This is a genomic window from Terriglobia bacterium (assembly GCA_020073185.1).
Taxonomy (GTDB): Bacteria; Acidobacteriota; Terriglobia; order Terriglobales; family Acidobacteriaceae; genus JAIQGF01.
The window spans coordinates 51,211-68,856 of the sequence record JAIQFT010000043.1; the positions used below are offsets into that span (position 1 = coordinate 51,211).

Genomic DNA, 17,646 nt, shown 5'->3' on the forward strand with positions numbered 1-17,646 from the left:
GAACCACCTCGCAGCGGGCTGGGCGGTATACGAATGTCAAGTTTCCGGTAAGAGGAGATTTTCAGTGAACGGCGAAGCCAAAGGAAAGAATCCGCTTTCTCCAGTGAAACAAGCCTATCTCAAACTGGAGGAACTGCAGTCCAGGCTCGATGCCGTTGAGCAGGCGAAGCGAGAGCCTATTGCCATTGTCGGAATCGCCTGCCGTTTTCCTGGGGGGAGCCACGATCCGGAGGCGTTTTGGCGGTTTCTGCGGGAGGGTCAGGACGCGGTCCGCGAGATCCCTGCCGATCGATGGGACATTGAAGCCTACTACGATCCTAATCCCGGAACGGCCGGGAAAATGTACACACGCAGCGGCGCTTTTCTGGACCGGGTAGACCTGTTCGACCCGCAGTTCTTCGGCATAGCACCCCGGGAAGCCATTGGGATGGACCCGCAGCAAAGGCTGCTTCTGGAGGTGACATGGGAGGCCCTGGAGCGTTCGGGCTTATACCCCGACAAGTTATCGGGCAGCCGCACGGGTGTTTTTGTTGGCCTGTGCACCAGTGACTACGCGGGCCTCCAGCTTCGCTCGCTCGACGTCACGAAACTCGATGCCTACCATGCCTCCGGCATCGCCCACAGCATCGCCTCGGGAAGACTCTCCTATGTGCTGGGCCTGCAAGGTCCATGCGTCACCCTGGACACGGCCTGTTCCTCCTCGCTGGTGGCGGTGCATCTGGCTTGCCAGAGTTTGAGAGGGCGAGAGTGCAACCTGGCCCTGGCCGGGGGAGTGGGTGTCATTCTTTCTCCCGACATGTTCATTGCATTGTCCAAAGCTTCGATGTTGGCTCCCGACGGGCGATGCAAGACCTTCGATGCTTCGGCTGACGGGTATGCACGCGGAGAGGGTTGTGGCGTGGTCGTGCTCAAACGCCTCTCCGATGCCCGTGCGGAGGGCGATCAGATCCTGGCACTCGTCCGGGGCAGCGCCATCAACCAGGATGGACCAAGCAGCGGGCTGACGGCGCCCAACGGACCTTCTCAAACGTCGGTGATCCGCGATGCGCTAGCGAACGGGGGCGTCCGGCCGGAGGAGGTAACCTATGTAGAAACGCATGGCACCGGGACTTCTCTGGGAGATCCTATCGAGGTGCAGGCGCTGGGGGCCGCCTATTGTGAAAGCCGTCCGCCCGATCACCCTCTACTAATCGGCGCCGTCAAGAGTAACATCGGCCATCTGGAAGGGGCAGCCGGCGTTGCCGGCCTGATTAAGCTGGTGATGGCGATGCAGCACGGCGAGATCCCGCCCAGCCTGCACGTGAAAAAGCCCAATCCTTTTATCCCCTGGGAGGAGTTGTCCGTCAAAGTCACGACCCGACTTACCCCCTGGGAGCCTTCCGGCAAGACCCGTATGGCGGGCCTGAGCTCCTTTGGATTCAGCGGAACCAATGCTCACATCGTGGTTGAGGAAGCCCCCACGCCAGAACTCGTGCGGGCCGAAGTGGAACGGCCACGGCATCTGCTGGCTCTCTCGGCGATGAGCGAGGAGGCCCTGGCGGCACTGGCGGGAAGGTTCCACCAGCATTTGTCAACCCATCCGGACGAGGGGATCGAGAACATTTGTTACACGGCAAATTCAGGCCGGGCTCATTGGCCGCACCGCATGGCCATCTTCGCCGACTCCTCGGCGCAGATGTGCGAAAAGCTCGGCAAACTCACTTCCGCCGCGCTGCCCGCCGGCGTGTTCAAGGGACAAGCGAAAACCTCAGAAGGATTGAAGGTAGCGTTCCTCTTCACGGGCCAAGGATCCCAGTATGTGGGCATGGGGCGGGAGCTGTATGAGACCCAGCCGACATTCAGGAGAGTCCTTGATCAATGCAGCCAGATCCTCCAGGACGAACTTGACCCACCCTTGCTTTCAGTCCTGTACCCAGAACCTGGCCAGAGCTCCCCGCTCGATGAAACGGCATACACGCAGCCGGCTTTGTTCAGCCTGGAGTATGCGCTGGCACAGTTGTGGCGCTCCTGGGGAATCCTCCCGGCCGTGGTGATGGGCCACAGCGTGGGGGAATATGTGGCGGCCTGCGTGGCGGGTGTCTTCAGTCTCGAAGACGGCTTGAAGCTGATTGCAGCGCGCGGCCGGCTGATGCAACAGAAGTGTGAAAGTGGCCTGATGGCTGCAGTTTCCGGTGATGAACCCCGCGTGGCCAAAGAACTTGAAGGCTATGGGAACCACGTCGCCATCGCGGCACTGAACGGTCCCGGGAACACGGTGATTTCGGGACGACGCGAAACGGTGCAAGAGCTCATCAAGAAGTTCGTCGAGGCAGGCATGAAGGCCACCCCGCTGACGGTTTCCCATGCCTTCCATTCTCCGTTGATGGAGCCGATGCTGGAGGCTTTCGAAAAGGTCGCGGCGAAGGTGAAACATTACCCGCCCCGCCTCGCCCTTATTTCCAATCTCACAGGACAAATGGTGTCGCCGGAGGAAATCTCAAAAGACTATTGGGTACGACAGGTCCGTGAGGCGGTGAATTTTTCCGCTTCCGTGCAGACGGTCCAGGATAAGGGTTACCAGGTTTTTCTGGAGCTGGGACCGAATCCCACTTTGTTGGGAATGGCCAGTAAGTGTTTGCCCGAGGGTTTCGGGACCTGGCTCCCGTCGTTGAGAAAGGGGCGCGAGGAGTGGCAACAGATGCTGGAGAGCCTGGTGGCCCTGTACGTTCAGGGGGCGGAGGTGGATTGGAGGGGGTTTGATGGCGACTACCAGCGACGTCGCGTTGTGCTTCCCACCTATCCCTTCCAGCGGAAACGGTATTGGTTTGAAGTGCCCGAAGGCCGGGCCGCAGGAAAGAAGGATGGAAACATCCCACGCAAGACCCTAGGACATCCACTGCTCAGCCACCGCCTGGATTCGCCCTTCATCAAAGATGTCTTGATTGAGTCGTACATTTCCTCGGCCACTCTCCCCTGGCTTAAGGATCACCAGGCTTTCGGATTGGCCGTGTTCCCCGCCACCGGCTACCTGGAAATGATTTTGGCATCCGCAAAGGAGGCCTTTGGACCCGGGATTCCCACGATCAAGGAAATGGATATTCGGGAAGCAATGATCATTGAGGAGGGAGAGGTCCGGAGGGTTCAGATTGCGATAACACCTCCAGAGGGACCGGAGGCGTCTTTTCAGCTTGCCAGCCTCATTGCCAGCGAGTCGAACGCCGAAGCGAAATGGAAGGTTCATGCGGCGGGAAAGATTCGGATTGAAGAACCCGAGGCGGATTCTCAAGCCCCAGCATTGCCCTCGTTGGAAGAGGCGAGATCGCGATGTCAGCAAGAGATTCCCGTGGAACCCTACCATCAACAGTTCGCGGCTCTGGGGATGTACCTAGGCCCCAGCTTCAAGGGATTGGAGAGGCTTTGGAGCGGCAAGAATGAAGTCCTGGGTCAAGTGCGCCTTGTGCCAGAGATCGCCTCGGAAGCGCCGCTTTATCAGATTCATCCCGGGATGCTTGATCCCTGCCTGCAACCCTTCGCCGCTGCAGCATTGAGTCCCGAGGATCTGGCGTCGGGTGGCGTGATCTACATGCCGGTTGGGGTGGACAGTTACAGGGTCTATCGAGAGCCCGGTGAAGGCTTGTGGAGCCACGTCGTTGCCGCGCAAGGCAAGCATCAGAATGAAGTGAAGAACACCCTCCATTTTGACGTTTTCGTGTTCGATTGCGCTGGAGCCTTGGTAGCTGAAGTGAGAGGACTCTCGCTCCGGCGAGTGGATCGTAAGGCACTCGCAAAGTCCCAGGAAAAACCTCTCCAGGACTGGCTTTATCAATTGAGCTGGAAAGAGGCGCCCTTGCCGAATGAGATGGGCAGGACGGCCTCTGTTTGCATTCCCAGTCCCCCTCAGATTATCGAGGAGCTCCGCCTTTACACCAATCGGCACCGATCGGAGCCCGGGCTGGCGGAGTTTGCGTCCCTCTTTCCCCGCCTGGAAACCTTAAGCACGCACTATGTTTATCGGGCTCTGAGTCAGTTAGGTTGGACAATACAGAAGCATGAACGTTTCACCACTGAATCGAAAGCAACTGAACTGCAATTGCCTGAAAAGTATTTCCGGCTGTTGGGAAGAATGCTGGAGATGCTGCAACAGGATGGAATTCTCAAGCGAGTGGACGGGGTGTGGGAGGTTAACCAGTTGCCTCCAGCGCTAGAACCTGAGATGTCGGCTGACCGGCTCTTGGAACAATACCCTGATTGCTCGGCTGAATTGAGAATGACGGTCCGGTGCGGCGAGCACTTGGCCGAAGCGATGAAAGGCGACTGTGAACCCCTGGACCTGCTCTTCCCGGATGGTTCCATGGAGGACATCGAAAAACTCTACCGCGATTCACCGTTCTCTCGTTTTTACAATGGAATGATTGAAGAGGCGGTTGAGGCTCTTGTCACACGCTTGCCTTCGGACCGGCCGCTCCGGGTTCTCGAGATCGGCGCCGGGACCGGGAGTACCACCGCGTCTGTGCTGCCCAAACTTCCGGCACAGCAGACGCAATATGTTTGCACCGACGTTACCCCGCTCTTTACTTCAAAGGCCCGGGAAAAGTTCAGCAACTTCCCATTCGTGAAATATCGAGTTCTGGACATCGAGAAAGATCCTTTGGCCCAGGGCTTTGACGCTCACTCGTACGACATCGTGATTGCGGCCAACGTCCTGCATGCCACACAGGATCTGCAACAGACCCTCAAGAACGTCCAGACGCTGTTGGCTTCGCAAGGCCTGCTCCTGCTACTAGAAGGGACGCGGCCGCTTCGTTTCGGCGACCTCATCGTAGGTCTGACGGAGGGTTGGTGGAGGTTTAAGGACACAGAGCTGCGTCCTTTCCACGCCTTGATTTCAGATCGGAAATGGCAGGCGCTCCTTGCGAGCTGTGGATTCACCGATGTGGTTATCAGCCCAGAAGTCGAACCGGACGGTGTTCTCGCCAATCAGTCTTTAATCCTAGCCCGCGGTCCCCGCCCTGCGGGCGAAGAGACCAAGCCATCCACCTCCGCCCCGGAGATGAGCGGACGCTGGATGATTTTTTCCGATCGCAGCGGTCTCGGAGAGAGCCTGTGCGCGTTGCTGAAGCCGGCAGCCGGGAGCTGCTGCACAGTCATCCCGGGAAGTCAGTATGAAACCCTGGGCGAGGCCAGTTACCAAATTAACGCCGACAACCCCGATGATTTCCAAGAATTGCTCCGAGCAGCGGGAGGCTCCAATGAATCTCCCCTCAAAGGAGTGGTGTATCTCTGGCCTCTGGATACTCCCAACCCCGAGATTACGTCCTGGGAAGACCTGAACGGGAAGATTCAATGGGGATGTGAAAGTTTGCTCCACTTGGTCAAGGCACTGGTTTCAGAAGGCAACTCCAAGGCGGACAGCCTATGGATCGTTACCCGGGGAGCACAATCCGTGAACTCTTCCGCGGAACGGGTTGCCTTGTCGCAGGCTCCAGTCTCAGCCATGGGAAGTACCATTGGGCTGGAGTATCCCGAACTCCGCTGTGCCAGGATTGACTTGGATCCCGCGGGGGCACCGGGCGAAGCAGACGACTTACTGCAAGAGGTCCAGTCCAACGAGGAGGAAACCCTGCTTGCTTTCCGCCAGGGACGTCGCCATGTGGCCCGGCTGAGTCGGGTGTCGGATTCGCCACCTGCGGACAAGAGTCTAGCGCCCGGCAGCCTGCCGGCGTATCAATTGCAGACTTCCGCGCCCGGTATGCTGGACCGTCTCGCGCTGCAACCTTTGCCGCGCCGGCATCCCGGGGCGGGCGAAGTGGAGGTCGCAGTCCTCGCGACGGGTTTGAATTTTCGAGACGTTCTGATGGCCCTGGGACGGTATCCGGGCGGCTCCGATGTTTTTGGATACGAATGCGCCGGAAAGATTGCGGCTCTGGGTGCAGGAGTACGCCATTTCCAATTGGGACAAAGAGTGCTCGTGATGGGACCGGGAAGCTTCGCTTCTCACATGACTCTCCCGGTTGACCATGTCATGCCGGTCCCGAATTCTCTGAGTGACTATGAGGCCGCAACCATTCCCAGTGCTTTCCTTACGGCGCATTATGCCCTCTCTAACTTGGGCAAGATCGCCGCAGGTGATCGGGTACTGATTCACGCCGCTGCCGGAGGGGTGGGGTTGGCGGCGGTGCAACTGGCGCAACGGGCAGGCGCAGAGGTTTTTGCCACCGCAGGGAGTCCGCAGAAGCGAGCCTACCTCAAATCCCTGGGTGTCGCTCACGTCATGGACTCGCGGACCCTGGACTTCGCCTCCGAGATCATGCAGCTCACGCAGGGAAAAGGGGTGGATCTCGTACTGAATTCTCTGGCGGGCGAGTTCATTGAGAAAAGCTTCTCCGTCATGGCAACCAATGGCCGATTTTTGGAAATCGGCATGACCGATATCTGGGACGACGCTCGAGTGTCCCAACTGAACAAGAACATCTCTTATTACCCCATCAATCTGGCAGCCACGTTTCGGGAGAGTCCACGCCTGATAGCAGACATGCTGCATGAACTGCTGCAGGAATTCGAAGCGGGACGTTTGAAACCCCTGCCGCTCAAGGTCTTCCCCGTTGATCAAGTGATCCAGGCTTTCCGATACATGGCACAAGCCAGGCACATTGGAAAGATCGTGGTGACTCATGAAAGTCCGGCTATGCGACTCTCCCAGAAATCGGGAGCACTTTCGGGGGAGAGGCACGGTTTGGATGGTGATGCCAGCTACTTAATCACTGGGGGACTGGCAGGCCTGGGGTTGCTGGTGGCGCAATGGATGGTGGAGCAGGGTGCGCGTCATCTGGTAGTGACGGGGCGAAGCCAGCCTTCGGAACAAGCCCTCCAGGTGATTCGTGGTTTGCAGGAGACGGGCGCCGAGGTGGTCATAGCACAAGGCGATGTTTCAGATCGAAGCCATCTGGACGAGGTCTTTTCAAAGTTCGGTCGTGCGCTGCCGCCCCTGCGTGGAATTGTCCACTCGGCGGGAACTCTGGATGACGGAGTGCTTTTGCATCAGAGTTGGCAGCGCTTCCAAACAGTGTTTGCCCCGAAGGTAAGTGGATCATGGCAGCTCCATACAATGACACAAGATCTGCCCTTGGACTTCTTTGTCATGTTTTCTTCGGCGGTATCACTGCTGGGCTCGGCAGGTCAAGGCAACCATGTGGCCGCCTGTGCCTTTGAAGATGGCCTGGCCCACTACCGGTGCGCCCTGGGTTTGCCGGCGTTAAGCATCAACTGGGGACCATGGGCCGAAGTAGGCGCTGCAACCCGGGGAACGGTGAGCCAGCGTCTTCAGTTGAAGGGGTTTCAGGCCATCGAACCGGAGCAGGGATTGCGGGTCCTTGAGGAACTGCTGGGGCACAATCGAATCCAAGTCGGAGTCTTGTCGGCGGATTGGCGGCAGTACTGCGATTCCCTCCCCCGCAAATTCCGGTCCGCGTTCCTTTCCGAATTGGTCCGCAAGACAGAAGTCCCCGCCCCGAGCGGACAACGGAAGACCGGGCAGCCCCAGGCGTTATTGCAGCAACTGAATCAGGTCCCGCCCGCGAAGCGCCAAAAGCTCTTGCTCGAGTTCGTGGGGGGGCAGGCGGTCAAGATATTGGGACTCGGTTCCACACAATCCCTAGACTACAAACAACCGCTGAGTGATCTCGGGCTCGACTCACTGATGGCCGTCGAGTTAAGAAGCCTGTTGAGTACAGAGCTCGGCCTGGCGCGCGGTTTGCCCGCCACCCTGGTCTTTGACTATCCAACGATCGCCGCCCTGGCAGACTACCTGGCGGAAGAGGTGTTGTCGGCGGAGAAGCCTCCGGCGGCCAAGTCTGAAGCTCCGCAGAAAGAAGAAAAGTTCTCCGACATCTTGGACCGTATCGAGGGTCTCTCGGAAGAAGAAGTGGATCGACTGTGCACCCAAGAGAAAGCGGTTAAGTAGCAGGAGAAAGCAGTTAAGAGGGAGAGAAATGCGCGCCATCCATCCATGGATCTTTCGTCCCAGGCCGAATCCAGCGCCCCATCTCCGGCTCTTTTGCGTTCCTTATGCAGGGAGAGGGGCTTCGTTGTATCGCGACTGGCCGGAGCACGTGAACTCCCAAGTGGAATTGTGTGCCCTGCAACTGCCCGGTCGAGAGAACCGACTGCGAGAGCCGCCATTCACGCGGATTGCAGACGCAGTGCAAGAGGCGGCCCAGGTTCTTCAATCGTACCTGGATGTCCCCTTTGCGTTATTTGGTCATAGCATGGGAGGGTTGATCTGCTTTGAACTTGCCCGTCGGCTGCGCAGCCTATACGAGATCGCACCTGTTCATTTGTTCATTTCGGCACGCCGGGCTCCGCAATTGCCCGATCCGCGACCTCCGCTCTGCCCTCTGCAGGACGAACAGTTCGTTGCAGAGATTCGCCGACGTTACAACGGAATCCCTCGCGAGGTCTTGGGGGACCCGGAGTTGATGGAGTTGTTGCTGCCCATGCTACGAGCGGATGTGGAGATGCTCGAGACCTACACTTATGCACCCGGTCCTAATCTCGAGTGTCCCATCACCGCTTTCGGAGGGTGGGAGGATACCGAGGCGCGCTTTGAGGAATTGGCAGCCTGGTGTGAACAGACGAATGCCCGATTCCAAACAAAAATGTTTCCGGGAGATCATTTCTTCCTCCAGTCTGCGCAAACCCAGATTCTGGAGACGATTTCCCAGCAGTTGAATCTGGAGGTGGATTTGACTCCAGGAGCTTCAAGCCGTTAAGGGCTAAATATTATGGCTGATTTCCTCGAGAGGATTTCCAAGCTCCCTCCTAAGAAGCTCGCTTTATTAGTCCGGGATCTCCAGCAGCGGCTGGACTCCATCGAGAAGGACAAGCGAGAACCCATTGCCATCGTCGGGATTGGCTGTCGGTTTCCCGGAGGAGCCAACAGTCCGGAGGAATTCTGGCGCCTTCTCCAGGATGGGGTGGATGCGATCTCGGAAGTCCCACCGGAGCGCTGGGATCTGGATTCCATTTATGATCCGGAGCCCGGCAAGCCTGGAAAGACCTGTTCCCGGTACGGTGGTTTCCTAAAAGAGGTGGACCAATTCGACCCGCTGTTCTTCGGCATTTCTCCGCGCGAAGCCGCCAGCATGGATCCGCAGCAGCGGCTGCTCCTGGAGGTCGTTTGGGAAACCTTGGAGAATGCCGGCCAGTCGCCGGAGAAATTGTCGGAGACCCAAACCGGGGTGTTTGTAGGTATCTCCGGCACCGACTACATGCGCGTGATGCTGGCGTGTGACCCCAAGGAACTGGATATGTATCTTGCCACGGGGGGGGCACTTTCCACCGCCTCTGGACGCATCTCCTATCTTCTCGGCCTTCATGGCCCCAGCATATCGGTCGACACCGCATGTTCCTCGTCACTCGTGGCGTTTCACCTGGCCTGCCAGAGCATCCGCAGCGGGGAATCCAAGATCGCGCTGGCATGCGGAGTCAACCTTGTACTAAACCCGGCTGTGGCCATTGCACTGTCGCGTTCGCACATGCTGGCGCCCGATGGCCGCTGCAAGGCTTTCGATGCGTCGGGGGACGGATTTGTTCGGAGCGAAGGGTGTGGCGCGGTTGTGCTCAAGAACCTGTCGGATGCAGTGGCGAACCGCGACCGCATCCTGGCGCTTGTCCGGGGCACGGCAGCGAATCAAGACGGGAGGAGCAGCGGACTGACGGCGCCGAACGGCCCTTCTCAGGAGGCAGTGGTCCGGGCTGCGCTCGCAGCTGCGAACACCACGCCTTCCGAGATCGATTACATCGAGACTCATGGAACCGGCACTTCGCTTGGTGACCCCATTGAGGCTGGAGCGCTGGGGAACGTATTCGGGCGAGACCGGGATCGCTTGCCCCCACTAACTATCGGATCGGTGAAAACAAATCTCGGCCATCTGGAGTCGGCTGCGGGAATTGTGGGCCTGATAAAGACCGTTTTAGCTTTGGAGCGCGAGGAGATTCCCCCCTCGTTGCACTTCAAGAGTCCGAATCCGCACATACCCTGGGACCAGCTCCCCATCGTGGTGGCAGTCAAGCCAACGCCCTGGGTGCGCGGCACGCGCCCGCGCCTTGCTGGTGTCAGCTCCTTCGGGTTCAGCGGGACCAATGTTCACGTCATTCTCGCGGAAGCGCCGATCCAGGGTGTGGCCGGGTCCGAGCAGGATCGGCCAGCACACGTCTATACCGTCTCGGCGAAGAGCGAGACGGCCCTGGTCGAGAACGTGAGGCGCCATGCCCAAGCTCTAGGCGGAGAGCACATGTCTCTAGCAAATGCCTGCTATACCGCGAACGCGGGGCGCGCCCATTTTCCGCATCGCGTCGCCTGTATGAGCCGCTCGCTCGACGAACTCCGGGTGCAGCTCGAGGCGTTTGCCGCAGGAGAACTGGCGCCGGGCAGCGTGTCCGGAAACGTCCGTGGCTCTTCGCCGACCGAAGTGGTGTTCCTCTTCCCCGGGCAGGGCGCCCAGTATCCCGGGATGACCAGGAAACTGTATCAGTCGGAATCCACCTTCCGTCAGGCTATGGACCGATGTGCCGAGGCTTTGAAAGGTCGCATCGAGAAACCGCTGCTCGAAGTGCTGTTCGAGTCTGGACCAGAAGATAGTTCCCTCCATGATCCTGTCTACGCGCAGCCGGCAAATTTCGCCGTGGAGTATGCAGCCGCTGAGATGTGGCGTTCCTGGGGTGTGGCTCCGTCGGCAGTTGTCGGGCACAGCCTCGGGGAGTTTGGCGCTGCGTGCGTAGCCGGCATGTGCAGTCCTGAGGATGCTATCCGCTTGGTCGCCACGCGTGGACGACTGATGCAGGGACTTCCGCCAACGGGGGCTATGGCAGCCGTGCACGCGCGTGAGGAACTTGTTGCGGCGGCGATTGCAGAGCTGGGCGGTAGAGGCGCCATTGCGGCCGTCAACCATCCTGAACAGACCGTGGTTTCTGGACTGCGGGCCAGTGTCGAGGCCGTCGCCGAGCTCATGCAGGCCCAAGGCATCGAGGTCGAGTGGCTTCGAGCCTACCACGGATACCATTCTCCCGAAATGCAGCCCATGGCTGACGAACTGGTTCGGGCTGCCCGCGGCGCGAAGTTTGACGCGCCTGCCATCAGCTTCGTCTCGACCATGACGGGAAAACCGCTGCTGTCCGGCAAGACACTGGAACCGGAGTACTGGGGCCAGCAGGTGGTGGCGCCCGTGCATTTCGTCGCTGCGGTCAAGAGTCTCAGAGAGCTCCGATACAGCGTGTTTCTGGACATGGGTCCGGCACCGGTATTGGGAGGCATGGGCCGCTATTGCTACCCCGATGGCGTATGGCTTGCAACACTACGTCCAGGCCGCGAAGACTGGGAACAGGCGCTCGATACCCTTGCCGCGCTTCACGTCGCTGGCGTCGCAATCGACTGGGAGGCGTTCGACCGGCCCTACCCGCGGCAACGGATAGCTCTGCCGACGTCTGTCTTCGAGCGGCAGCGTTATTGGGCCGCGGAACCCGATCTGGAGCAACCAGCGCTCCTCAAGACAGCACACGTGGGCACAGCGGTTCACCCGCTGCTTGGGGTACGTGTGGACCACGCCATGCCGACGTTCGAGACTCGCCTTGGCCCCGCAGGAGTCCCCGCCGTCGGTGCGCACCGGATCGGTGAAATGGCGGTCCTGCCAGGTCCGGTTTATTTCGAAATGGCATTGGCTGCGGCAGCGGAAGTTCTAGGACCCGGGCCGCACATGGTCGAAGACCTGGTAATCAAGGAGGCGTTGGTACTCGATGATGCCGATCGCACCGTGCAGACCGTCGTCACCCAGGAAGGACAGGGGACGGGGGTCTTCCAGGTGTGCAGCCGAACTAACAACGGGGATTCCAAGCTCTGGCGCAAGCACGCGAGTGCGCGGCTACGGCCCACGCTGACAGACGAGCTGTCCCACCAAGGCTTGGACCAAGCGAAAACGCGCTGCCCGGAACCAGTCTGCCTGGACGCGCTCCGGGAACAACTCCGGGCGCTTGGTGTCGAGATTCCAGCGATTGATTCCGTCGACAGAGCCTGGCAGGGTACGTCCGAGGTGTTGGCGCATCTTTGCCTGCCGGCGGATCAGGCAGAGCAACGTTCGCGCTATTGCTTCGATCCGGCAGCGGCAGATGCTGCCCTGTTGTCCTTCGCCGCTTTACTGTCCACAACCCCTGCTGAATCGACCGAAGGAAGCTACTTTCTGGCGGGCGTCGACCGGGTCGTTGTTCAGGAACGGCCGGGCGAGAAGCTTTGGAGCTATGCCAAGCTGCGGCCCGTCAATGAGAAACCGGTGCGACTGTATATGGGTGATCTGTTCATCTACAGCGAGGCGGGTGCGATGATTGCCGCCTTCCACGGGTTGCGGTTTCAATGGGCAAATAAGGCGTCGCTAGCGGTTGCCCAATCGCAGGCGGGTCCGGAGAAGGACTGGTTCTACCGCTTGGAGTGGGAACCCACAAATGCCCGCGGGAATTCCGACATAAAGGACAGTGATCGCTCGATACGATCGTCCGTGGACGTTGCCATCGAACGGCTGCCTTCCCAGGCGGAGGCGCATGTTCGGGAGTATCGGCTCGAAGAGTATGAGGCGATGCGTCCAGACCTCGATCGCGCCTGCGCTGGCTACATCGTGAACGCATTCCAGCAGTTGGGCTGGGATCTGGTCCCCGGCGATCGGAAACAGGCGGATGATCTTGCCAGTCGCTTAGGTGTCGCGGCGAAACACAGGCGCCTGTTTGGCCGGCTTCTGAAGGTACTCGATGGCGAAGGGATACTGAAGGCTGATGAAGATACGTGCGAGGTGACCCACCATCCCGGGTCCCTCGCCCCTGACGTCCTCATGGCCGGGTTGCGCGAACGCCACAATCGTCTTAGACCGCAAATCGATCTGGTCGAGAAGTGCGGGCGACGGTTGGGTGCCGTGCTTCGAGCGGAACTGGACCCGCTGCAGTTGTTATTCGAGGGGGGCTCACATGCCGAGACCGAGGCCCTTTACAAGGATTCGCCGTCTGCCAAGGCTTTCAACACCCTCGTAGGAGATGCCGCTGCCGCCTTTGTTGCCGCAGGGTTCCCCAAGGCTAAGCTTCGGGTGCTTGAGATTGGAGCAGGAACCGGCGGAACCTCGGCCTTCGTGTTGCCGGTTCTTCCCGCAGACCGTACGGAGTATTTCTTCACGGACATTTCAGTCGCTTTCCTGGAAAGAGCACGCGAGAAGTTCGCTGAATTCCCCTTTGTTCAGTACGAAATTCTGGACATCGAGCGCAACCCGCAGGTGCAGGCTTTTTCACAAGGCAGCTTTGACCTGGTGATCGCCACCAACGTTCTTCATGCGACCAGTGACATTCGCAAGGCTCTGGCCAATGTCCGTTCGCTGTTAGCGCCGGGAGGAATGCTTCTTCTTCTCGAGGTTACGCGCATTGAAAGATGGGTCGATCTCACCTTCGGCCTGACCGACGGCTGGTGGAAGTTCTCGGACCACGACCTGAGGCCTGAAGGGCCGGCTCTTTCGGCCTCCTGCTGGAAGCAGGTTCTAGGAGAAGCCGGCTTCCAACCAGCAATCGTGGCGGATAGCGAGCGCATCGCCAGCGGGAGTCCGCCGCTGGCTTTAATCGTTGCCGAGGCTGTGGATAAGAAGAGCCCGCAGGCGCTGGATGTGGGTACCCAGGCCGCCGGACCGCGGTGGATCGTGTTTGCTGGAACTGATAATACGGGTACCGCGGTCGTCGACGCCCTCCAGCGTCGTAGGAATCTGTGCGCGATTGTTTCTCCCGGTGATCGATACACGCGCACCGATGTTCACTTCACGGTGGACCCGCAGCGTCCGCAGGACTTCGAACGTGCGATCAGAGAAGCGTCCGATGGATCGCCGAACGAAATCGTGTTCCTCTGGGGTCTGGAGGCCGGACGAGTTTCCGACAACAGCGATGCGGCTGAGAAGGTGACGGCGATGTGTGCAAGCGCTGCTCGCCTTGTCCAGGGCGCGGTCGCTGCGAACGCCGGATCAAGGCTCTGGCTGGTCACCCAGGGTGCACAGGCCGCCGGCAAGACCAGCCATTCCTTGGCGTGCGAGCAGGCAGCGCTGTGGGGACTGGGTCGCGCGATCGCTCTCGAAGAGCCGGACATCTGGGGAGGTCTTCTGGACCTGGATCCAAGAGAACGACTGGAAGATCAGGCCGCTTGGATCATCGGAAATGTGACTTGCGCAGACGGCGAGGATCAGGTAGCGGTGAGGGATGGGTTGCGCCTTGCCGCACGGCTTGCGCGCCTGCCATCGCTGCCTAGTGGAACTCTTTCGGTTGGCCCCGAAGGATCGTACCTGATTACCGGCGGTCTCGGCGCCCTGGGACTGAAGATCGCGCGATGGCTGGTTGAGCATAAAGCACGACACCTCGTCCTTATTGGCAGACGCGGGTTGCCGGAACGTACATCCTGGGCTGATGTTGATCCCACCACCGAAGCCGGCCGTTGCATTGCGGCGGTGAATGCGCTGGAAGCTATGGGCGCAACGGCGAATGTCATGGCCGCCGATGTAAGCGACCGTTCCGGGATGGAGAACCTCTTCGCGCGTTTTGGGCGCGCATGGCCGGCACTCCACGGTGTTGTACATGCTGCGGTAAAAGTTCCGGACGAGCGCCGAATCTGCGACCTCGACGAAAGGGCGTTGCGCGAAATGCTCTCCGCGAAGGTTGCCGGCACGCGAAACCTGATGGACCTGGCGGGAAATCAGCCGCTCGAATTCGTCGCGTTATTTTCCTCAATGGCAGCGTTGCTGGGCTTGAAGGGCGGCGGCCACTACGCGGCCGCGAGCCAGTACCTTGACGCCATCGCACACGATCGGCGGCTGTCGGGCCTGCCGGTTACTAGTATCGACTGGGGTGGCTGGAACGAAATGCGCTCGCCCACGGGCGAAATCCGGCGTGTCGTCCGAGTGGGGCCAACCACCGGTTCCATTCATCCCATGCCATCGTCGAAGGCGCTGGAGGCCATGGAGGCGGCCCTGATCTCCGGATTGCCCCAGGTGGCAGTCGCGGCAATCGATTGGGAGACCTTCCGGTCTCTTCACGAATCGCGGCGTCCCCGAGCACTGACATCCCGGCTCGGATCCCAAGGCAAGCGGACCGCGCCTCCCGTGGGCAAGGAGGGAACGAGAGACCTGCGTTCCCGCTTGTCAGCCGCTGCTCAGACCGAACGGCGGGGCATCCTTCAGACATTCGTCCGCGCCGCCATTGCCCGCGTACTCGGTATCCGGAATCCCGACAGCATTGATCCTGACAAGGGCCTGTTCGAAATGGGACTCGATTCGCTTATGTCTATCGATCTTAAGACGCGGCTTGAGATCGGGGCGGGCCATCCCCTCCCGTCGACGTTGATCTTTAACTATCCAAGCATTTCCGCGCTTACGGAATACCTTGCGGAAGACTTGCTTGGACGAGCGGACCAAGCGTCATCGGAGAGCCGAGCGGAACCCATCCCCGAGACAGGACCGGAGGGCGTTGGGGAAACGATTCAGCCGCGCGAGGCCAGCCGAATGCCCGATGGGCTCGACGGTCTGTCCGATGACCAAGTTGATGACCTTTTGAAGGAGATGCTCGGGCAACCGGGGACGACATTATGACGATTGATACCCATCGGCTCGACAGGCTGGATGCCAACGCCAAGCGGGAACTGCTTGCCCGCTTGCTTCGGGAGCGGCCGATTGCATCCGGTGAGCCATTTGAACTTTCTCTGGGACAGGAGGCACTCTGGTTTCTGCACGAGCTTGCACCCGACAGTACGGCTTATAACGTGGCGTTCTGTGTTCGGGTGCTCTCCGAGGTCGACAGCGAACGTCTCGAGGGCGCACTCCTAAAGCTGCTGGAGCGGCATCCCATGTTGCGATGCACATTCGTGTCGGGCGCCCAGGGGCCGCGGCAGTGCATTGGCCCGGTGCCACAACGCAGCCTCGAACTCGTGGATGCATCCGACTGGAGCGAAGAAGAACTGCGCGGACGTGTGCACGAATACTATCGGCGCCCTTTTGACTTCGCCAGCGGGCCGATCTTCCGGAGCACGTTGTTCCGTCGTCGCGGCACGGGCCACGTCCTGCTCATCTCCGCTCACCACATTGTGTTTGACGCTTGGTCGCTGGGCATTGTCCTGTCGGATTTGGCGACGCTATACGAAAGTGGGGCGGCAGCCGTTTTGCCCCCGAAGGCGGGATCGTATGCCGGTTTCGTGAAGTGGCAGCAGACAATGATTGAGTCCGAGGAAGGACGTGAGGCTTGGGGTTATTGGCGGTCCCGGCTGGAAAGAACCTCATCGACGATTGACCTCCCAACCGACCACCCGCGGCCGAGTGTCCAGAGTTTTCAGGGAGCGACTTTCGATTTTAACTTGCCCGCTACTCTAGCCCTGCAAATCCGCGGATTGGCCCGGGCGGAAAACACCACGCCCTACACCGTACTGGCGGCGGCATTTCATGCACTGCTGCACCGCTATACGGGGGCGCCCGAGGTACCAATCGGGACGCCGCTTGTGGGACGGAGCCAGCAAGAGTTTGAGCACACCGTGGGCTATTTCGTCAATCCTGTTGTCCTGTGCGCGCGCGTCGAATCGGGCACCACCTTTCGGCAACATCTAGCCGCCATGCGGGAGGCTACCATCGCGGCCCTGCAGTACGGTGACTTCCCATTCCTGGAAATCGTCAAGCGCCTGCAACCAGCGCGCGACCCCAGCCGGACACCATTGTTCCAGGTCATGTTGAACTTGATGAAGACAACGCAAGTCGGAGTGGCGGGAGAAGTGGTGCGTGCGGACAGCGCGGTTCCTCTACGCCTCGGCTCGCTCGCCGTCGAAGCCTTTCCCCTGCGCCAACAAGAAGGGCAGTTTGATCTCGATTTGGACCTGCTGGATACGGGCGCCGCTATGCCCGCCGTTCTCAAGTACAGCACCGACCTGTTCGAGGCGGGAACGATCGAGCGGATGGCAGGGCATTTCGTGACGCTGCTGTCGGCCGCGGTAGCGGATCCGGATCGTCGCATCGCGGATTTGCCGTTGCTGACGGACCAGGAACGTACCCAGGTGTTGGTGAATTGGAACGCCACCGCGAAGGTCTATCCCGAGACGACGATTCACCGCTTGATCGAGGAACAAGTGCGGCGAGCTCCCACGGCCACAGCCTTGGTGTTCGAGGGCCGCGCCATGAGCTACGACGAGCTCAACCGGCGCGACAACCAGTTGGCGCGGCATCTTCGCGGCATGGGTGTCGGACCCGATACGCTGGTCGGGGTCTGCATTGAGCGCTCCTTCGAGATGGTGGTGGCACTGCTGGGAGTCCTGAAGGCGGGTGGCGCCTATGTGCCGGTGGACCCCGGCTATCCGGCCGACCGCCAGGCGTACATGATCGAGGATTCGCGCGCCCCGGTGCTGCTGACACAGGCCAATCTTGCCGGAGGCTGGGCCAACGCAGGGGCTCGGGTGGTTGTCCTGGACACGGGGTGGGAGGAGATCGCTCGCCAGCCTGGAGAAGACCTCCAGGACGGCGCGCAGCCAGATCATCTTGCCTACGTCATCTACACTTCGGGTTCGACGGGCAAGCCCAAGGGGGCAATGAACACGCACCGGGCGGTCAGCAACCGCCTGCTGTGGATGCAGGACAC

General features: G+C 60.0%; 4 protein-coding genes. All 4 read left to right on the top strand.

The features are described from left to right. Positions 1 to 64 precede the first annotated feature (64 nt). The gene (locus LAN64_15000) at positions 65 to 7,939 is read left to right on the top strand and encodes an SDR family NAD(P)-dependent oxidoreductase (GenBank protein MBZ5569144.1); all 7,875 of its coding nucleotides are present in this window, start codon (positions 65 to 67) and stop codon (positions 7,937 to 7,939) included. A 28-nt stretch (positions 7,940 to 7,967) separates the two neighbouring features. Then, positions 7,968 to 8,747: an alpha/beta fold hydrolase gene (locus tag LAN64_15005; GenBank protein MBZ5569145.1), complete on the top strand. Its 780-nt coding sequence runs from the start codon at positions 7,968 to 7,970 to the stop codon at positions 8,745 to 8,747. 12 nt (positions 8,748 to 8,759) lie between these two features. Then, positions 8,760 to 15,623 (top strand): acyltransferase domain-containing protein, encoded by a 6,864-nt coding sequence (locus LAN64_15010; protein ID MBZ5569146.1) that lies wholly within the window; start codon positions 8,760 to 8,762, stop codon positions 15,621 to 15,623. Then, on the top strand, positions 15,620 to 17,646 hold a 2,027-nt coding region (locus LAN64_15015; GenBank protein ID MBZ5569147.1), incomplete at its 3' end, for an AMP-binding protein. The genes LAN64_15010 and LAN64_15015, both read left to right, overlap by 4 nt.